At 54.9% G+C, this 18,680-nt stretch carries 25 protein-coding genes; 12 read left to right on the top strand and 13 right to left on the bottom strand.

Annotated features, from left to right (window positions below; translation table 11 throughout):
* Positions 1–109: 109 nt before the first annotated feature.
* From IFT84_RS20710 to IFT84_RS20685, 6 genes are all read left to right on the top strand, one after another.
* Complete coding sequence (locus IFT84_RS20710) at positions 110–877, top strand: helix-turn-helix domain-containing protein (RefSeq protein ID WP_192122524.1); 768 nt, start codon at positions 110–112, stop codon at positions 875–877.
* Positions 878–1,053: 176 nt separating this feature from the next.
* Positions 1,054–1,728: a ParA family protein gene (locus IFT84_RS20705; RefSeq protein WP_192122523.1), complete on the top strand. Its 675-nt coding sequence runs from the start codon at positions 1,054–1,056 to the stop codon at positions 1,726–1,728.
* Positions 1,725–2,012 carry a hypothetical protein gene (locus IFT84_RS20700; protein ID WP_192122522.1) on the top strand — a complete coding sequence of 96 codons (288 nt, stop codon included), beginning with the start codon at positions 1,725–1,727 and terminating at the stop codon, positions 2,010–2,012. The genes IFT84_RS20705 and IFT84_RS20700 overlap by 4 nt, the downstream gene beginning before the upstream one ends.
* A gap of 221 nt (positions 2,013–2,233) precedes the next feature.
* Complete coding sequence (locus IFT84_RS20695; RefSeq protein WP_192122521.1) at positions 2,234–3,409, top strand: DUF262 domain-containing protein; 1,176 nt, start codon at positions 2,234–2,236, stop codon at positions 3,407–3,409.
* Positions 3,409–3,972: a HEPN domain-containing protein gene (locus IFT84_RS20690; RefSeq protein WP_192122520.1), complete on the top strand. Its 564-nt coding sequence runs from the start codon at positions 3,409–3,411 to the stop codon at positions 3,970–3,972. The genes IFT84_RS20695 and IFT84_RS20690 overlap by 1 nt, the downstream gene beginning before the upstream one ends.
* Positions 3,973–4,224: 252 nt before the next feature.
* Entirely contained in the window at positions 4,225–4,800 is a 576-nt protein-coding gene (locus IFT84_RS20685; RefSeq protein ID WP_192122519.1) for a recombinase family protein, read from the top strand.
* Positions 4,801–4,869: 69 nt separating this feature from the next.
* Here IFT84_RS20685 and IFT84_RS20680 read toward each other — a convergent pair whose 3' ends face one another.
* Entirely contained in the window at positions 4,870–5,433 is a 564-nt protein-coding gene (locus IFT84_RS20680) for a hypothetical protein (protein ID WP_192122518.1), read from the bottom strand.
* Positions 5,434–5,779: 346 nt separating this feature from the next.
* On the opposite strand from IFT84_RS20680, the gene IFT84_RS20675 reads away from it, so the two are divergent.
* From IFT84_RS20675 to IFT84_RS20660, 4 genes are read left to right on the top strand one after another with little or no spacing between them, the layout of a single operon-like run.
* Complete coding sequence (locus IFT84_RS20675; protein WP_342212898.1) at positions 5,780–6,235, top strand: LexA family protein; 456 nt, start codon at positions 5,780–5,782, stop codon at positions 6,233–6,235.
* Between the two features lie 2 nt (positions 6,236–6,237).
* Positions 6,238–7,518 (top strand): Y-family DNA polymerase, encoded by a 1,281-nt coding sequence (locus IFT84_RS20670; RefSeq protein ID WP_192122517.1) that lies wholly within the window; start codon positions 6,238–6,240, stop codon positions 7,516–7,518.
* Positions 7,515–7,775 (top strand): hypothetical protein, encoded by a 261-nt coding sequence (locus tag IFT84_RS20665; protein ID WP_192122516.1) that lies wholly within the window; start codon positions 7,515–7,517, stop codon positions 7,773–7,775. Before IFT84_RS20670 ends, IFT84_RS20665 begins: the two co-directional genes overlap by 4 nt.
* Before the next feature lie 45 nt (positions 7,776–7,820).
* Positions 7,821–8,003, top strand: a complete 183-nt coding sequence (locus IFT84_RS20660; RefSeq protein WP_192122530.1) for a hypothetical protein — start codon at positions 7,821–7,823, stop codon at positions 8,001–8,003.
* A gap of 106 nt (positions 8,004–8,109) precedes the next feature.
* Here the strand turns inward: IFT84_RS20660 and IFT84_RS20655 are convergent, their stop codons facing one another.
* The 7 genes from IFT84_RS20655 to IFT84_RS20625 all read right to left on the bottom strand — a co-directional run bounded on the left by IFT84_RS20655 (position 8,110) and on the right by IFT84_RS20625 (position 11,989).
* Positions 8,110–8,919 (bottom strand): hypothetical protein, encoded by an 810-nt coding sequence (locus IFT84_RS20655; RefSeq protein WP_192122515.1) that lies wholly within the window; start codon positions 8,917–8,919, stop codon positions 8,110–8,112.
* Positions 8,916–9,194 carry a hypothetical protein gene (locus tag IFT84_RS20650; protein ID WP_192122514.1) on the bottom strand — a complete coding sequence of 93 codons (279 nt, stop codon included), beginning with the start codon at positions 9,192–9,194 and terminating at the stop codon, positions 8,916–8,918. Before IFT84_RS20650 ends, IFT84_RS20655 begins: the two co-directional genes overlap by 4 nt.
* A 70-nt stretch (positions 9,195–9,264) precedes the next feature.
* Positions 9,265–9,594 (bottom strand): hypothetical protein, encoded by a 330-nt coding sequence (locus IFT84_RS20645; protein ID WP_192122513.1) that lies wholly within the window; start codon positions 9,592–9,594, stop codon positions 9,265–9,267.
* A complete protein-coding gene (locus IFT84_RS20640) occupies positions 9,594–9,989 on the bottom strand; it encodes a hypothetical protein (RefSeq protein WP_192122512.1) in 396 nt (131 codons plus the stop codon). Before IFT84_RS20640 ends, IFT84_RS20645 begins: the two co-directional genes overlap by 1 nt.
* Positions 9,986–10,543: a peptidoglycan recognition protein family protein gene (locus IFT84_RS20635; RefSeq protein ID WP_192122511.1), complete on the bottom strand. Its 558-nt coding sequence runs from the start codon at positions 10,541–10,543 to the stop codon at positions 9,986–9,988. The genes IFT84_RS20640 and IFT84_RS20635 overlap by 4 nt, the downstream gene beginning before the upstream one ends.
* Positions 10,544–10,623: 80 nt before the next feature.
* Positions 10,624–11,772: a phage late control D family protein gene (locus tag IFT84_RS20630; RefSeq protein ID WP_192122510.1), complete on the bottom strand. Its 1,149-nt coding sequence runs from the start codon at positions 11,770–11,772 to the stop codon at positions 10,624–10,626.
* A 4-nt stretch (positions 11,773–11,776) separates the two neighbouring features.
* Positions 11,777–11,989, bottom strand: a complete 213-nt coding sequence (locus tag IFT84_RS20625) for a tail protein X (protein ID WP_197975628.1) — start codon at positions 11,987–11,989, stop codon at positions 11,777–11,779.
* Between the two features lie 41 nt (positions 11,990–12,030).
* Here IFT84_RS20625 and IFT84_RS20620 point away from each other — a divergent pair, with 41 nt between their 5' ends.
* Complete coding sequence (locus IFT84_RS20620; RefSeq protein WP_192122509.1) at positions 12,031–12,300, top strand: hypothetical protein; 270 nt, start codon at positions 12,031–12,033, stop codon at positions 12,298–12,300.
* 90 nt (positions 12,301–12,390) lie between these two features.
* On the opposite strand, the gene IFT84_RS20615 is transcribed toward IFT84_RS20620, so the two are convergent.
* Positions 12,391–12,843, bottom strand: coding sequence for a phage tail protein (locus IFT84_RS20615; protein WP_192122508.1), 453 nt, complete (start codon positions 12,841–12,843; stop codon positions 12,391–12,393).
* Positions 12,844–12,967: 124 nt separating this feature from the next.
* On the opposite strand from IFT84_RS20615, the gene IFT84_RS21815 reads away from it, so the two are divergent.
* Positions 12,968–13,324, top strand: coding sequence for a DUF6693 family protein (locus tag IFT84_RS21815; protein ID WP_446737632.1), 357 nt, complete (start codon positions 12,968–12,970; stop codon positions 13,322–13,324).
* 383 nt (positions 13,325–13,707) lie between these two features.
* Here the strand turns inward: IFT84_RS21815 and IFT84_RS20610 are convergent, their stop codons facing one another.
* The 4 genes from IFT84_RS20610 to IFT84_RS20595 all read right to left on the bottom strand — a co-directional run bounded on the left by IFT84_RS20610 (position 13,708) and on the right by IFT84_RS20595 (position 18,655).
* Positions 13,708–16,197, bottom strand: coding sequence for a phage tail tape measure protein (locus IFT84_RS20610; RefSeq protein WP_192122507.1), 2,490 nt, complete (start codon positions 16,195–16,197; stop codon positions 13,708–13,710).
* A gap of 121 nt (positions 16,198–16,318) precedes the next feature.
* Positions 16,319–16,606 carry a phage tail assembly protein gene (locus tag IFT84_RS20605; RefSeq protein WP_192122506.1) on the bottom strand — a complete coding sequence of 96 codons (288 nt, stop codon included), beginning with the start codon at positions 16,604–16,606 and terminating at the stop codon, positions 16,319–16,321.
* A 66-nt stretch (positions 16,607–16,672) separates the two neighbouring features.
* Complete coding sequence (locus IFT84_RS20600) at positions 16,673–17,179, bottom strand: phage major tail tube protein (protein ID WP_192122505.1); 507 nt, start codon at positions 17,177–17,179, stop codon at positions 16,673–16,675.
* 12 nt (positions 17,180–17,191) lie between these two features.
* Positions 17,192–18,655 carry a phage tail protein gene (locus IFT84_RS20595; RefSeq protein WP_192122504.1) on the bottom strand — a complete coding sequence of 488 codons (1,464 nt, stop codon included), beginning with the start codon at positions 18,653–18,655 and terminating at the stop codon, positions 17,192–17,194.
* Positions 18,656–18,680: the final 25 nt, after the last annotated feature.

Raw genomic sequence — 18,680 nt, 5'->3', positions numbered from 1 at the left:
TTCATTCCCAACATAGGTGAGATTTTAAGAACCTGCAAGATGTGAGTCTTCCGGGAACGCTATTTCTTTGCCTGCCGTCCTGCCTTCCGAATGGAGTCGGGGACGAACCATGTCGAATATCTATAGGATGGCGCTTGCCAAAGCGCCGTCACGGCGAAGCCGTATGCCGATCCGGCGCAACTCACGCGAGGCCGGAAAGTGCGAAGGCACGTTCTGGCGGCGGACAAACCGGCAGGACATGCGCCGCATCGTTCTGGCAGCCCGTCGCTTCGAGGTGGCCAATAAGGAGCGCGGCAAGCGCAACGGGCCGCTGGGCGCGGTCGCCATCGAGGTGCTGGATCTTCTGGCCAATATGGTGGACTACCGCAGCGGCCGACTGGAGCCGTCTATCGAGACAATGATGGGAAAGCTGCGCCGGTCACGCGATGCGATTGTCCGTGCACTGAAGGCGCTGCGCACCCATGGCTTTGTCGATTGGCTGCGCCGGTTTGTCCCCACGCACAACGACGGCGCTGGCCCCCAGCTGCAACAGACCAGCAATGCCTACCGCCTGATGCTGCCCGCTCGCGCAGAGGCTTGCCTCGGCCGCTATGGCAAGGCCCCTCCCCCGGCAGACGATGCACAGATCGCTCTCGCTGCCCGAGAGGCCATGTTTGACGAATACCGCAAGACATTGGAGGCCAATCAACTGGCACTCTTTGAAGTCGGCGATAATCCTATAGGCCGGGCGTTGGCGAGGCTCGGTGGTTTCATCAAACAGCGCGAGTCCGCCAAGCGGACAGAAACCCAATCTAGGTTTAATATAATAGAGGAAGAAAAGCGGACGCCGCTGTTCGGGCCGCTTACGCGACCCTGCGGCGGTTCCGACCCGCGCTAAAGCGGGCCGGTAGGTTGCTTATGAAAGTAGCTGAGGCGAGGTTTCGAGACTTGCAATCAGCGTTAACGCGCGTCAATCGTAACGCATTAACGTCAGTCAACGTGCATCTTAACGCGTCATAAACCTTTTAGACGCATTATGATGCCATATGACGCTTGCAACTACAGGGGATACGAATGCCTGTTATCGCCGTGGCCAACCCGAAGGGTGGGGCCGGAAAATCGACATCGACGCTGGTGCTCGCCACAACGCTTGCCCGTCAGGGCGCGAGCGTCACGATTTTGGACTGCGACCGCAATCAGCCTATTGCCGGCTGGAGGGGAGGGGGGTCCAAAAACCCGGTGGTGGTTGATAGCGCCATCGATGAGGAGACTTTCAAAGAAAAGCTCGATGCACATCGGCGGACGCAACAATTTGTGTTTGTCGACCTGGAAGGCACGGCCAGCCGCCTCATGTCGCGTGCGCTTTTTCGCGCGCATTTGGTTATCATACCAATTCAGGCCAGCCCAACGGATGCCGAACTGGCCGCGCGCGCGATCCACCTTATCAACGACGAGGGGGATGCCTTCGATAAGGTCATCCCGTATCGGGTTCTGTTCACCCGCACCTCGCCGGTCATTGCGACGAAACTGGAGCGTGCCATTCTCGCCCAACTAAAGGATGGCGATATACCGCAGTTCAAGCATCACTTGAATGAACGCGCTGCATTCAAAAGCATGTTCTATCACCAGCTGGATCTGGACGAGTTGGACGAAGCCGAGGTGAACGGTCTGCCAAAAGCGCGAGAAAATGCGCTCCAGTTGACCGAGGAACTCGTAGCAATGGTTATGGAGAAGGAGAAAGTAGCGTGAAGAACCTTGGTTTTACGAAACGCTTGGCAGACATTAAGCCGGATCCAGAGCCTGAAGTTTCAGTGCCTGACCATAAGATTGATGAAGTTGCGGCTCGTCATGGTTTTGTCGCGCGGGAGCCAATTCAAAAAGTTGTGCGTCGGAAAGAGGCTGAACCGTCAGCGAACCTCAATATTCGGCCGCCGGTTTCAACCTACAATCGCTTTGTGACTTGGGCGATGCAAAACCGACTAAGTTATCCGGAGGCATTAAAAGAGTTAATGGATCGAGCAAAAATTGATTGACGCATTTGCGTTAACGCGCGTTCTTCAAAAGATTATTTTGGACCTCAGCTCCGGTTTTTTAAATCGATAGGTGACTTGCAAATGATTGTTACCAGTGGAGGAAAGCGAGCGTGCTTAGTAAAAGTCCGTTACTGAATACGATTGACCATAATCAAGGTTTCGGTGAAGTTAAGGCATACATTTGTAATAAAATTTAGCACAAAATAGAGGCAAAGATAAATATGGCTGCTGGCGATAAAGATAACAGTTGGTTTGAAGACTATGCGGATGGCGACGATGAGGCGCAAATTGATGAATACGACATTACAGCTTCACCAAACGATTTTAACGTTCTAACACTTTTCAGCTTTATTGAATCAGGCGCAGTTAAAATTCCAGGCTTTCAGCGAAATTTTGTTTGGGACCGGGTACGAGCGTCGAAGCTTATTGAATCCTTGATAATGGGGATTCCCGTGCCACAACTCTTTCTCTATGAGCAATCGCGGAATAAGTTTCTTGTAATTGACGGTCAACAACGTTTGATGACAATCTACTATTTTATAAAGCGTCGTTTTCCCAGAAAAGAGAAGCGAGTTGAACTTAGGACCATTTTTGACCAAAATGGAATGATTCCGTCGGAAATATTAGCCAATGATGAATATTTTGAAGATTTTAAACTAAAGCTATCCGAAAAGCTTCCTAATGCAAAAAATAGATTCAACGGTCTAAATTATGCAACGCTCGGAGATTACAAAACGCAGCTTGATTTGCGCCCTATTCGGAACATTGTTGTAAAACAGAATGCCCCTAGTGATGACGATTCCTCAATATACGAGGTATTTAATCGGCTGAATACTGGCGGTGTGAACTTGCGACCACAGGAAATACGTACAAGCATGTATCATTCCAACTTTTACGGCATGCTTTATCGTGTGAATCAAGACGTCCGCTGGCGACGAATAATTCAGGACGACCAGCCAGATATTCACATGAAAGACGTTGAAGTCATGCTCCGTGGCTTCGCTATGTTAATCGAAGGCCATAACTATGCTCCTTCTTTGGTGCGTTTTCTCAACCAGTTTTCCCGGCGTTGTGAAACTCACACCGATGATCAAAATAAGCTGCTGGAAACAATATTTTTAACGTTTGTAGAAAGCTGTAGTCTTTTACCTGACAACGCCTTCATCAACGCGCGCAATAACAGGTTCAATTTGGCCTTGTTCGAGGCAACGTTCGCTGCAGTCTGCAAAGATGCTTTTCATGAGAGACGCGGACTCAAAGGAGTGATTGACGCTACCCAGGTTGCCAACCTTTCTGTGGATGAACATTTCATAGCAGCATCGGTCGAGGGCACAACAAGGACTGCGAACGTATTGCAGCGGATCAACCGCGCTGAAGCAATTTTGAGCGCACTGTAATGGCTGTTGTTGACAACATATATGACGAGTTCCAAGATGCTGTAGCAGTTTTGAAAGCCGCCAACGAGATATCACTTCATGTTATGTTGGAAGCGAACCTACGGAAAACTTTGTTGCTGGGTGCCGCAAGCTATTTCGAGGTTCGGCTGATACGGGAAGTTGGAGCGTTTACTGATGAGATCACTTCGGGAAACGAACTAATCCGAGCGCTCGTTCAGCAAAAAGCGATATCTCGTCAGTACCATACATGGTTCGAATGGGACAAACCTAATGCAAATAAGTTCTTTGGAATGTTTGGTGAAACATTTAAGAACTATATGACAACTAAAGTTGCCAGCGACGCAGATCTTGCGAAATCCGTCAAGTCGTTCTTAAAAATCGGCAGCGAGCGCAATCGGCTTGTCCATGGTGATTACGCCAGCCTGTTTATCGACCTGACTCCGACTGAGATTTATGAACTCTATCAGTCAGCAAACTCTTTTGTTGATTTGGTTGGCCAAGAGTTACGTACTGTTACGGCCAGTATAATAGCAGCTGCAGCGGGTGCGGCTACCTTCAAGTAGAAAATCGCAGATCGGTTGCGGCGTCGTATGCATTCAGCATCGCTAGGGTGGTCTGCAACAGATCAATGTTTTTCTAACAAAGAGAGTTCAGTGATAGTTGGACTGCGGGAAAACTTTAAGGCTTTGGACTAATCAAAACTGTCCGAAACCGAGCGCTTTGAACAGGTCTGCTTTTACCCTGTTCAAAACATAGGTGGTTTGGGTTATGAACAGATAGCCACTTATGGACACTCGTTTCGGATAGATTTGACCATGCCTCGCACCTTTGCCTATGTCCGCGTCTCCACCGTCGGCCAGACGACGGAAAACCAGATCCATGAAATCGAAGCGGCCGGGTTTCAGGTCGAGCCATTCCGCATCATCGCCGAGACCGTGTCAGGCAGTACGGCTATCGCCAAGCGCACCGGGTTTATGAAGCTCCTGGACAGGCTGGAGCCGGGTGACGTGCTAATCGTCACGAAGTTGGACCGGCTCGGCCGGGACGCCATTGACGTCAGCCAGACAGTGAAGCGTTTGGAGGGCATGGGGGTGAGGGTGCATTGCCTAGCGCTAGGTGGCGTCGATCTCACCAGCTCGGTCGGCATGATGACGATGAACGTCATCAATGCCGTCGCACAGTTCGAGCGGGATCTGCTGATCGAGCGAACACAGTCCGGATTGAAGCGGGCGAGGGCGCAGGGAAAAGCAATCGGTCGGCCGGGGTCGCTGACCGAGGAACAGAAAGATGATGTGAAAAAAGATGCGGGGGAGGGGATGTCAATTTCGGCAATGGCGCGGAAATACCAAACCAGCCGACAGACTATCATGCGCGTTGTTGGTAGTCTGTGATTGGTAGAGGCGGGGCACCCCCGCTCTACCAACCAAACTCAAACTGCTTCCAGTCTCATTGATCTGTATCTAGAACCAATGAGATATCCAGCTCGTAAATGCGTTGAATGTGTCCTTTATAGTTTTCCAGGCGTGATCAAGCCATTCGACAATCGTATCAATTACACCTGATATAAAGTCTGAAAGCTTGTTGTACAATTCTTCGAATAGTTTGGAGATAGTATCAAGTGTTGATAAAATTAAAGGTTGAAGGTCGGGATGTTTTTCAGCAATAATTGCCGCCTTGTCGTAGATTTTATTTACGTGATCGACGGCCTGTTCTATCGCTGCTTGACGTTGCTTTTCAAGTTGCTCACTAAAAGTACTTTGAGCAGCAGGTGTCGCTCCTGCATTTTGATAAGCCTCCGTTGAGCTGGAGATTGCCGTACGATTATCATTAGATTGTTGCTGACCCAAATCCTGTGAAAGATTCTGGAGTTCAATGATGTCTTTGTTATCGTTACTTACATTGATTTCTAGTTCGTAGAATTTTCTGACGCGTTCAGACGGGACGTAATATCTGCGCTTTCCTTGCTTGATGTTATTGATGTGATGATCTTTCAGTTCCTGCAAAGCTGCGGCGAAATCAGTCATATTCATCTCCAACAGTGAGGATTACGTGCGCCATAACTAAAACACATACAATTAATATAAGCAACCATAGGATTTATCGGGATATTTAGTTTCGCTTAAGGTGAAACATGTCGTCACCAACCAGTGATGACGTCGTCATATCGTCAAAGAAAAATTTCATTCTCACAATCCCATGATTTTAAACTGGTTTTTTAGACCATACGTCTCAATCATCTAGGAACGCGATCCTCCTGAGCTTGACACTCATTCCTAGTTGGAACATGTTGCGAACATAGCGCCATTACGGCGTGAACCCGACATCGTTAAACCTCACCCCGACTGTGACCCATCACAGGAGAACAACTACGTGCGCCCAAATTCCAATGCCCCTGAACCGACGTTGACGCCGGTTGCTGTCGAACATATTCCGCAGCTTGTCCGTCTCTCGAGCATCATTGTCCCGGCTGGCTTCCCCTCGCCTGCCGCCGATGATCTGGAAGACAGCATTGATCCGATTGCCTGGGTGGTTCGTCGGGAAAGCTCGACGTTCTGGTGGCGGGTCTCTGGCGAGAGCTTACAGCACGAAGGTATTCTCGACGGCGATATCATTGCCGTGGATCGCGCAGGCAAGAAAGCACCGGGGCGGATCGTGCTGGCAGTGGTTGATGGCGGCGTAACCATCAAGAAGCTTGCCCGTCGTGACGGTCGCCTGTGGTTGGACCCAAGCAGCGACAACCCGGCCTACAAGCCGATCCTTGTGACCGAGACCACAGAGTTTTGGGGCGTCGTTGCGGGTGTCGTGCGCCGCTACCCGATTGACTGACCATGGCCGATCCTATTGCCCTGATCGACTGCAACAATTTCTATGTGTCCTGCGAGCGGGTATTCGACCGTCGTTTGATTGGCGTTCCCGTTATCGTGCTGTCGAACAATGACGGTTGTGCCATTGCCCGCTCGGAGGAAGCCAAGGCACTTGGGATCAAGATGGGTGATCCCATGTTCAAGATCCGCGACACCGTCCAGCGCCACGGCATTCGTGCCCTGTCATCGAACTATACCCTCTATGGCGACATGAGCCGCCGCGTGGTGGATGCCGTCAACGAGTTCTCGCCATCGGTCGAAGTCTATTCCATCGACGAAACGTTCGTTGATATGAGCGGCTTTGGCGGGCGTATGCTGCGCCAGGCAGCTGATATGCGCGACTGCGTGAGAGAGCGCACAGGCATCCCTACCTGTGTCGGGATCGCACCGACAAAGACCATGGCGAAGCTTGCCAATCATGCGGCCAAGAAGAACCCTGTGTTCGGCGGCATCTGTGACATGACAGACGAACGGGTCGCAGCCTTTTGCATGAATCGTATTGCTGTGGGTGAAGTATGGGGCGTTGGTCGACAGACGCAAGCCAAATTGCATGCGCAGGGTATTAACACCGTGGCACAGCTGCGCGACATGCCCTTCCCGCTGGCGCGCAAGATCGGCTCGGTGGTGCTGGAGCGAACTGTCGCAGAGTTGCGCGGGGTGCGTTGCATGGATCTGCAGGACGTGGAGCCGCAGCGCAAGGGCACCGCCGTTACACGCTCGGCCGGCGAACCGATGGTGACGTTCGATCAACTGATGCAAGCCGTCACGGCCCACGCCACCCGGGCAGCGCAAAAGCTTCGCCGTCACGGGCTGGTAGCCAATCAGTTGACAGCGTTCTTCCACACAAACCCACACAAGCCAGAACGACCGCAACATTCCGCCTCGCGGTCCACGGACATCTCACCGCCGTCCAACAACACGTTTGCGCTGGTGTCATCAGCCCGGCGCTGCATCGAGCGCGGCTGGAAGGGAGATCGCGGTGGCAATGGTCATGGCTATACCAAGGCCGGTGTCATCCTCGAGGATCTGATCGCAGAACAGGATGCACCAAAACAACTGTTTGAAATTGAGAACCCGCGCAGCGCCCAGCTGATGCATGCACTCGATCAGGTCAACGACCGCTTCGGCAAAAAAACGATGGTACTGGCCAGCGAGGGCTTCAAACGAACCTGGGCAACGAAGGCGGACTTCCGGTCACCGCGCTACACCACACGCCTGTCTGACCTGCCGGTGGTGCGGGTATGAAGCACCGGCGGTCAATCGATCTGCGACAACCCGAGATCGAGGATATCAGCGGCCAGACACTGGCCGAGCTGAAGGAATGGGAGAGGCTCGGAGCATATTGCCCACGTTGCGAGCGCGAGGGCTGGCTCGACCGCTGGGCATTGGAGCGTCGGTTCGGCAAGTATGCCAGCCTTGGGCAGATTGCCTTCAAGATACGCTGCGCCAAATGCGGAAGTCGGGAGGGTAATCGGTTCTTTACGGGGAGGCTGCCACGATAGGCACGGCTGGATATGTGGCAAAGGTAGCTGAAAAAGGAAATGCAAATGCCCGACGAAATGAAGACAATAAAATTTCAGCTAATGCTGTCGCCTAGAGAAGCAGAACTGATTGATAACTGGGGATTTTCAAACCGCATTCGTAGCCGCGCTGAAGCTATGCGCCGCCTATGTGAAATCGGTCTAGCAGCACACGAACAGACACCCAAAACCATAACAGACAAAGAATAGTCACTGTTCAGCCGGGAAGCATGCCCCGGCTGATTTTGCGTGGTGTCGAGCAGATCGACTTCAGCTTTAGTTACCCCTCCGGCCGATGTCTGTGAAAGTGTTGTGGTTAAGTCGTCAGGTCGCGCAGCTGCGCGTCCGTCATGTCGCCGGGGATGATGCGAAGGCGACGGATATAGCCATTCAGGAAACGCGCCTGTTTGCCGATATCCATGCGCTCAATCGCTGATACGGCGCGGGTGCTGGTTGACTTGGCAATTGCGCCGTTGATCGACACGGCATAATCGCCGGGCTTGAACCGCCCTGCCATCCGGTTGCGTGTGCTCGCCGCCAGTGCGCCTTGTATGGTCACAATATCGGCCACGCCCGGATAGCTGATCTTGACCCGTGCGGGATCGATGCCAAGCGTCGGTCCTTTTAACTGTGTCAACAGCGCCGTCGATCCGACCGGCACAGTCCCGACCGTCCATTCGCCAAACATCACGAAGGGCGCTATTAACAGCGCCAGCAAGCCGCCAATGGATGCAAGGTCGGCGTCGCGGCCGCCACTTGCCTCCTGTATCAACAGGCCCCGGTCGGTGATCGCAGGCACGTTGACGCCAAACGTCCTCACCTCGCGCGCTTCTGTCTGCGCCGTTGCCTGACTGTTGCGGGCAAACGCCCAGCCGGGCAAGGCCGAAATGTCCGCCACGTAAGGCCCATTGAAGGCGTAGCGTCCGTTTGCAAAATCCAGATCGAGACCGGCAATGGTGGCAGCCGGTGCAACGCCGCCCTGCACACGTAAGCCAAGCCCCGAACCAATGCCGATATCGACAACGGGCAGGCCACTGACAGGATCGACCCGCGTTCGCACGCTACCAACACCCAAAGGCTGCCCGCCGATATATCGCGTCAGGTTGCCGGCGCGAACGATTGTCATTGTTTGACCCACGCGCTGACGCCGGTCAGCTTGCCATTGGTGTAGGTGAAGGTTTTCACCCATACGCCCACGCCATCGCTCGCCTGTATCGAGGTCAGGTTATCGCCGGTATAGGCCAGCGTTTGGGCCATGCCATCGGGATTGACGGGGTAGCCGTTGCTGTCGATCTGCGAGGGGATCGCCAGCGCCAGCATGCGCTCGGTATAGGTGCCATTACCCATTTCGGCGTGCGTCAGGGCCGAGGCCGTGCCGAAACCGGCTGTGTTTTTGCTCATCGCTCACTCCAAGAAACAAGAGAAAGGCCGGAGGGATAAACCCACCGGCCGACTGTTCGTGTGGTCTCGGTCAGATCGCCTTCAGCTTTCGGGCAACCAGGTCGAACACGATGTCGGAGATCCACATGGCGCTGACGCCGATAAGGAACGCCACGGCCCGCTCGGTCGACAGGGCATCGGCCGGCATGGCCCAGCCCATAAAGCTGGCCACGCTGGTGATGGTGTGGACACCAACCGCCGACAGATTCACCGCCGCCAGAGTGCCGCACAAAGGCGAGACGATGATTTCGCGGGGCTTGTACTCTTTGCGGGACAAAGCCCGCAGCAGGCCACCGGCAAGCCCCGCCAGCACAATGTTGAGATTGATACCGAGCGACGTCAGAAATTCGCCGAGCGACATCAGCCTCCCCCTTTCTGCTGGCCTGCAAACAGCGGGGGCACCTTGCTCAAGATGATATCTTCCAGCGCCGTCTGGCTGACGTTCAACCGGGCAACTGCGTCCGGGTTGTTGGTGCGCACATAATTGACCGCGTTGGCGATGACGTCGGCAGATGGAACTGCCCCGGCCGGGTGGCCCCATTTGGTGAGCGCCATGTGGATGGCGTTCGTTGCTGACTTGTGAAGGGCATCGCGCAGCTGCTGTTCGACTTGCAGCTTTCTGGCTTCGTTGTCGATCTTGAGAAACAGCACCATGCGGGTGGCCAGCCACGCCGCCAGCGCAGGTCCAACGATCATGGTGAACGTCTCCACAAACGGTTCTAAGATGAGCCACAGGTTGGAAAGAAAGATATTCATGATGTCTCCTTTGTTGTTTTGAGGTGGGCACTCACAGCGGCGCGCAGGCGGTCACCGCAGGCCTTTGCGCCGATGATGGATGGATCGAAGGCAAGGCGGGTGAAGTCCCACTTGCCCCGCTGCGGGATCTTGAGATTGGCCTGCACCTCGGCATGACTGAGCACGGTTTGAGGAGTGACCGGGATGCCGTAGCGCTGGCACAGATCAGCCACGACAACGGCCAGCTTGTCCCACTGTGCTTTGGTCATGGGGGCCTTGCCGGGATTGAAGGGGGATTCCACGGCCCCGGCCATGCAGCACAGCGACACGCCGATGGAACCGCTGTTGCAGTTCAGCGTGTGGGCCGCATAACCGGCCTTCACGGGCGCGGCATTCTTGTCGATGGATGGCGTACCGCGCACCACGCGCCCATCCGCCTCAATCAGGATGTGATAATGCCCACGGTCGAACTCGGTGGCCTTATGTCCGCCCGCCGTCCAGTGGCAGATAATGCGTTTCATCTGGGCAGCCGGAAGCCACTCGACGGGGAGAACCCGCAAAGGTGATGTCGTCATAGCGATATCCTCTAGATACAAAAAAACCGCCTCAAAGGGCGGTCGGGGAAGGTGAACAGAGAGGCATTGCGGCCTGCCGGTCAGTTATCGTCAGTGCGCCCGCTGCGGCGTTGCAAGGCCCATTGTGACGGCGTGTAGGGCGTGCCCTTGGCACTGTCCTTTGCGACCGTGCCTTTGGTGTCGGACGCTGATGTGCCGGCGTCGTCGGTATCGTCGGCCGCATTTTCGTCGGTGGACTTGCCGTCATACAGCTTGGCGCTGATTTCGGTCATATAACCACCGCCCTTGCTGAAGGTATGGGTCGCAGTCTCAATGATGTACGGCACGCCATCCAGCCCCGGCCGCACGTTCGAAAACAACAGCGGCGCACCGGCCGTGATAGACGTGTCACCCACCACTTTGACCGAGGCCGACCCCTCGCCGCGTTTCAGGTCTTTGGCCTTGGCCTGCGCCGCTTTGTCGGCCTCTGCCAGATCCGCATAGGGTTCGGGAATGCGGTAGACGCTATCGCCCTCCGCATCGGCTTCCGCCTCAATCTCAACCCGCTCGGCCTTGTCCTTGTCTTGGCTATAGGCCACAACCTTGGAATAGCGGGTGCGGTCGTTGGTCTCAAACGAGCATGATCCCGGCGAGATGATATCCGGTGTGATGGTGACCGTGCCGACGAACGCGCCGGATGCCGACAGGCCCGATCCGCGCTTGGCAAACACCAACCTGCCATTCTTGATGGTGAACAGAGCATTGTGGCGCTGCTCCAGCCTGCGCATGAACTGCACGTTGCTTTCGTCCTGCTGGCCAAGCCATTCGTACCGATGTTTGCCCAGCTCCGGATCGACGGACGCCGTCAGCCCGCTTTCCGCTGCAATATCGTCCACGATTTCTTTGACGGTCTTGCCATCCCAATGGCGCTCTTGCCGCTCCTTCAGCTTGCCGCTGGCGAGGTCCGCCGCCTTACCGGAGATCGACATCGAGTAGGGCAGGCATTTGATACTGACCTTGTCGACCGTGAACTGGCCGAGGCTTCCGGCCTGACCATAGCCCAGCCGTATCTCGACTTTTGCGCCCTTCCTCGGGATAGCCAGGAACGCCTCCGGACTGTCGAACAGCTCCATATCGAAGGTGTCACTGCCGACCCCTTCCTTGTCGGTCACGGTCAGGGACACGAGGCGCTCATAAAATGCGCCGGCGACAGGCTTACCATCGACGGTAATTTCTACAACGGGTGTCATGGCGTTACTCCCAAAGGCTGACAAGTGGACGGGCACGGCTGGCCGTGGGCGCGTCGGGCATGAGGATGGTGGTGCCCATCGGCAGGACCGCGCCAAGACTGGCGAGTCCGGGATTGGCTGACAGCACCTGTTCGACCACGTCACGCGTGCGGCCATAAAAGGCGAGACACGCCAGATCGACCGTCTCGCCCTGTTTCATGGTGTATCTGTTCGTCATATTAGATTATCCTCCACAAAGAGGTATAAGAGGGGAATTGAATGGTCACTATTCCAGCAGAGAAATTCCAGGTTATTGGTGTCATTTTGGGCTACCATCTTCTTGCAAGAAAGCTCTGCAACGAACTTGGGAAGCGGGGCACAACAGACAGTGAGTTACGCGCGATTGGTGATGAGCTTGCGGCGGAGCTTCGAAACGAAGATTTTTATGGATTTTCTTATGAAATGGAGCATGGCGTTGCGAAGGCTGCCATTGATGAAATCGTCAAGTTCTTCTGGACGGATGATGGTCCCATCCATTCTGGAAAATAAGAAACGCTGGTGGCCATCCGCGCATTTGTGAAGCTCAATCTGAAAGGGCTTGGGAAACATTAATAAATCTCCTGTCTAAGCGGTACGACATCACCGAAACAATTCGGCGAGGGAGTCTCTAGCGCCACTGGATGTGGCGGTTTGCGTCTGCTGGTATCGCTTCAGGGCGATGCTGTAGGTGTTCTTGTGCGCCTGGCCGAACCGGTCATGAAAGCTGCGGTCCTCGTCCACGCCCTGCACGGTAAACATGCCGTGGATTTTCCCCGCCTGCGCAGATCCCGATACCAGCATCATCGGCGTGCCGGCATTGGCAGCCGCGATGATGCCGTCGAGGCTTTCTTGCCCGCCGAACTGGACAGGAAACAGCGCGCCGGTAATCGTCACCTCTTCCGAGGTTGGGCCGGTCCACTGTTGTTGGTTGAGTGTTTGGGCCACCTGCACATCGACCCAAGGTGTCTGGATGCGGCGGGTTAACCCCTGATAGCCAAAGCCAAGGGACTCGAAGCCATAGTCTCCGAGCATCATTGCGACAGGACCGGACATGGTGCCTCACAGGTTGACAGATGTTAATGGTTTCTAATATTCGATCAATCTTAGATTGAATCGACCGCACATAGACACGGCGATGTCATAACCAAACGCAATCACGTGTCTGATTGGAGTTAAAGTGGCAGAAATAGTGAATAGCGCGGCTCGCGTAGCCAAACTTAAATGCAGGTTCAGCACCACTGAGGCAATCGGCAGTGTGATCCTATGGATTGTCCTAACGGTCGTTACGCTTGGTCTGGCGTTGATCGTATTTCCTTATTATTTCAATCGTGCGGTTCTGAACAAAACTGAATTAGTAGATGTTTCAGGACGGGCTATCGGTCGGCTTAACTGCACTTTCAATATCGGACACTCAATCGGGCACGTTGTCGTTTGGGCTGTGTTGATATTAATCACGCTAGGACTTGCTTCATTTTTATACCTGTACCGAGTTTTGCGAGTCGTGTTGAATGAGACAAGCGTTGAATTCTACTAACGTTCGGAGGCCCGTATGCTTGTGCGTGTATTAGCTCTGCATTTTGCGAGTTTGTTGGCTTTGACATTACCGGCTACCGCAAGTGACGTGCCCCGTTACGATCCAGTTGCATGGTGCACCGAAGTCGCTTCGACGGGAGGTGGCATGTCCGAAGTCATCAAAGCGGAATGTATCCGAGGTGAACAATCGTCTTACGACACACTCAAGGACACGTGGTCGACCTTTCCTGTTAAGTCACGGAAATGGTGTGACGAGGTTGCTCGTACCGGTAGTGATGGTTCCTACGTCATTTTGGAACAATGCTTGTCGCAAGAGAGCGAGAGCAAACAACGCAATGACAACTCTACCTTCAAGTTTTGACGGCTGATGTTGAATCACCCGCCTCAGCTTGCTCCAAATGATGCTTCAACGGCGTTGCGCACTGACCCACCTAATTTCTGTAATGTTTCTTCTGCGGCCATTCTCGGATCAAAGTTTCCGTTAACATTGAACGTGGCGTACAGGTTTAACACAGGTACTTGACTGGTCGCGGTGGCAACTGGCGCGTTCGCCGCACGCGCTTGCCGATAGACCTCGTTTGGCGAAATCACGCCAGACTGGCGAGGAGAGAACAACTCCGGGCCGCGCTCCCCGACAAGGTACGTCTTGCCGCTACGAACCGGCCCACCGTCAGCACGAGCGCCATCTACAGCGACAGTGCCTGGTCCAGTTGCGGGTGGTGTTCCACCGCCGAAGGCGTTGTTGCCACCGCCAGAACCCCAACTGGATGGCGACGGGATAGATGGCAGTTTAAAGATATTGGATAAATCAATTGTGCCAATAGCCGCCACGATCCGCGATGGCATCTCTTTGAACCATGCAAGTAGCTGATTGAACTTCGCGGTCACGCCATCCCACAGATTCTGGATCATCTGCGAACCGACACCGTACAATTGTGAGCTGAACGCCATTATCCTACCCGGCAGTTCGGACACCCACCGAACGAACTCGGTCAGCTTTGTGATGCCCGCAACAACAAACTCCCCGACAGCCGTGCCAGCTATACGACCCATCTCAAACCAGCTTTTGCCCAGACCATCGACCGGGCCGAGCAAGTTGGTGACCTTTGCCCAAAGATTGGAAACACCATCTATAACCGGCTGGATAACAGGCATGACGGGTTTCATTGCCGTCATGAATGCCGATCCGAACGCACTGAACATCCGGGAAATGCCGTTCCAGTTGTTGTAAATCCAAATACCAGCCGCAGCTAATCCAACAACAATTGCACCAAGCCCCGTTGAGATCAGCGCCACTCGCAATGCTACAAATGCACCGCGCACAAGTGCCATCGGATTTAAAAGTCCGAGCAATGATCGACCTAGCAATGCCAAGGCTGTGCCCTGCCCCGCAATAGCAGCACTCGCGGCGTATCCAATGACCGCAGTGCGCAATGCCTTGAAGGCAACAATGGCAGGCGCAAAAGCCAATCCGAGTAACTTGCGGCCAAAGCCGAGCACGGCTGTACCGGCTGCTACCAGACCAGCTTTTGTGAACAACGAAGCGACGGCAAAGATACCAGTGGCGCGGGCGACATTTAGAAATGCTGTTGTCAGCGCAATAAGGCTTCCCTTCATGAACAGCCCTGCCCATGCAGCCGCAGTCGTTGCCACGCGGAAACCGATAACGGCAGCAGTCGCACCGATAATCCCGGCCGTCAGCTTTGGATATCGATCCACCAGATCGCGCAGATCGGTAATCATAGGCCCAAAGATATCCATCAGCTTATTCAGCGGTGGGATTAGGGCGTTGCCTACTGATATCGCCAGATCGTTCACACGGTTTCTAAACAACTGCATAGAATTGGCAGTGGTGTCCGAGCGCGTCTCAAACTCCTTTTGCGCAGATCCGGCATACTGCGTTTCATCGGCTACCATTCCCAGGGTTTCAGCCAAAAGCTTGCTGTTGCTGATAAGCGGGCCAAGCGCACGCGCCTCGTCCCCAAAGATATCAGAGACAAGTGCGGCGCGCAGATGAGCGGGAACCTTGCCGATCCGTGTGAGCACGTTTTGGAGCGTGCCCATAGCGTCCTTCTGCATGGACTTGGCGACCCCCCTTGACGACAGTCCAAGTGCCTTGAAGGCTTTCACCTGCCGGGTGCTGGCGCTACCCCCTTTCGTCAAAGCGCGACCGACATTGAGGATAGACGTGGCTGCTACTTCACTTTCGAAACCGGAGCCGGTCATAGCAGCGCCGAGCGCGGCAACCTGTTCAGCCGTCATGCCGAACTGTTTCGCCATTGGTGCGACACGCTTGACCACGTCCAGAATTTGTGGCGCGCCAGCGGCGCTATTGTTGCCGAGGTGGTTGATAGCGTCGGCCAGTTTTCCGACGTCTGCGACCGACCGTCCTGTCGCAGTTTTCAACTTGGCAAGGGATTCACCCGCCTCACCCGCAGCAACATCCCACGCCACACCAACCTTTGCCGCCATTTCGGTAAAGGCCAGCAAATCGGCCTTCGCTATGCCGGACTGCCCAGCCGCCGCCACGATCTGGCCGATCCCGTCCGCCGCCATGGGAATGCGCAAGGACATATCGCGAATGTCCTTACCCATTTGAGCAAAAGCAACCGGCGTCGGGAAGTCCACAACCTTCTTGATATCGGCCATCGTGGATTCGAAATCCACCGCTGCCTTGATCGGCGCTGACAAAGCTTGTGCCAGCGCATAGCCAGCACCAAGGCTTTCGGCCATGCGCCCGCGCATGCGGTCCATGGCGGCACTGTTGCGGGCTGCAGCATTGTTCAGGCTGGTCAGGGCGCGCGATATTCCCGCTGCCTTGCCAGTGACCATATCCAGCAAAGACAGTCTGAGAGTGGATTGCAAGACGGTCATTTGTTTGTCCTGTTTTTGGCTTTGATCAAGCGGGCGGCAGCATCGTAATACCGCAACGCTTTGGCGGGCCGCATGCTTTCCACGTCGATAATCGAGGTGGAAAGCTCACTGGCAACAACGGCTATGATGTCTGTCCAGCCGGTGGTTCCTGCTCCCCCATAAGGGGTTCAACTTCCTTGATGATGCGGGTCAAATCGCGTGCCTTGATCTTTTTGATGACCTGCAACGGAACACCCGACATGCTGGCAAGGATGGCAAGCATGCGAGTTGTTTCGCCGCTGACAGAGTCAACAACTGCCAGATCGCCAGCGGTTGCCTCTTCAAAAGTTAGTTCGTCGTACTGCTTGTCGGCATGCTCAATAGGTTTGGACAGTTTCACGGTAATGCTGTCAGGAATGGTGGTATCCATGCGAATGCTCCATAAAAATGCCCGCTTAAGGCGGGCTGATTGTGGGGTGATTAATTGGGTTCCGGTCTAAAGCAGCAGGTCGCGGCGGACATCTCCGTACTGCGAGACGCCGCCGATCTTGATATCGAAAGCGTCCATCTCGATTAGCTCTTCGCCTTCCACTTCCAGCTTATAATAGTTGACGGAGACCTGATAATCGGTTTCGGCCATTTCTCCGGATTTCCAGCTACCGGCGTCGGCTTGTTTTAAAATTCCGCGAATGGTAGCTGTGGCATTGCGGGAGGTGCCATCCTCATCCACGAGCGATCCCGTGATCATGAAAGGTGTTTCACTGCCGATTTTCAGGCCGAACAGTTTCAGGATCTGCGGGTCAAACCCCGTCATCTTGAAGCTGAATTCCAGCTTTTCGTATCCCATGACGATTTGAGCAGGGATAGCCATGCCCGAATTGCGGACCTCTTCAATTTTGGCCTGTGGCACGGGCAAGGTAATTTCACTTACCTGCCCGACCTTGGATTCTCGATCTGCCCATAAGGTGCAGTTGCGCAGCACATATCGAAGTTTCTCTGCCATTGTCTCATCTCCTTATTGCGCCAGCGTCAGCGGGCCGTTGTCGATGGCACCCTTCACCTCATCCAGCACAAGCTGGTAGTAGAAGATGTTACGGTGCGCGGTGATGTTGATCTGTTCCATGAGGCCGACAGGCTCATACTCGACATCCAGAAACACCTTGCCGCCCGCGTTCAGCGTCGGGGTGTTCTGTTTTGACAGCCAGACCCGGCCGCCGAGAATGTCGTCGTTGCTCTTGAAGGCCCGCAGCGCCGCGTTGCCGTCCTCAACCATCATTTTGAGGTTGGCGACGGTGAACTTCTTGTCGGCCCACTGGAAGTAGATGTCTTCCAGCGCTTCGTTGATCATGTCGGCGGTGGCACGGACGCTGTCGAATGCCCATATCAGCTTATCGGTGGCAAGCCGCGATCCCCAGGTACGGAGTCCGCCACGCTCGTTGATGATGGTCGAGACGTGCTGTTCGTTAAGATAGTTGCTGTCATACGGGTATTGGATGGCACGGGCAACGCCATCAAGCGAACGGATGATCTTGTTGGAGACCGATCCGGACACGCCCTCGTCAGACGCCACAACGCGAGCGCGCACCCCGGCGAACACAGCCGCTGACGAAACCTCGACTGGCTTGCCGTTGACGTTCTTCAGGCCCATCGGGTCGATAATCAGGATGCGATCCGAATTGACCATCTGACGAAAGCGTATGGCTTCGGCATTGCTGGTGTTCGGGCCATTGATATAGGCGCGCGCACGGATCTGCGGGGTGATGGTGGCCAGCGCCGAGACAAACGGGTTGCCAAGGTCACCGATGTTGGCGGTGGCTTTTGGCAACACCTTGCCCGCATCCGCACCGCCGCCTTCGAACGTGATGGTGAGCGGTTCGGTCAGGCGTTTGCCGGGCGCTGTGATTTCGATGTCAACGACCTGTCCGGCCTTGTCACCCGTTCCCAATACCGCCACGACGGTCGGCAGGGTCTTGCCCGGATCGTTGCCCCCATTGGCAAACTTGACGGCTGGAACCTCTGTCAGCTTGGAGCCGTTGGCCGTTAGCGTGACAGACAGGAGCCCGTCCTCGCCCCATACGCCAGTCTTGCCAGCGGTGATGATCACACGCGGCTGGATGCCGCAAAGGGACTTTGCCCGCAGGACGGAATAAAGTCCTGTGCGCTCCTCCGCATCGCCGATCAGGTTGGCCTGAAGCTTGGCTTCGTCCGCGTCATCCTCAACGCGGTTGATGATGACGGACGAACCGCCCTCGTCAAAGATGGTGTTGACGTCGTCAAGCAGCGTGCCTTTTGCCCCCAGCGCGGCCGCCTGCGTCTGCGAGGTGACGAGCGTCGGGTGATTGACAGGAAACACGGCGTCGTCGGCGTCGGGAGCCGTGCCGTTGATGAATGTGACGCCGAAGTTGGTGACACGCAGAAGCGAGGGCGTGGCCGTGCTTTCGGTGACTTTGACGCCGTGGTTATAAGACAGGTCAGCCATGGGGCGATCCTTTCAAGGTTGACAA

It is taken from the genome of Rhizobium sp. CFBP 8762, assembly GCF_014841565.1.
Lineage (GTDB): Bacteria > Pseudomonadota > Alphaproteobacteria > Rhizobiales > Rhizobiaceae > CFBP-8762.
The sequence above is the reverse complement of the archived record's forward strand: the minus strand, read 5'-3'. Positions and strand labels throughout refer to the sequence as shown.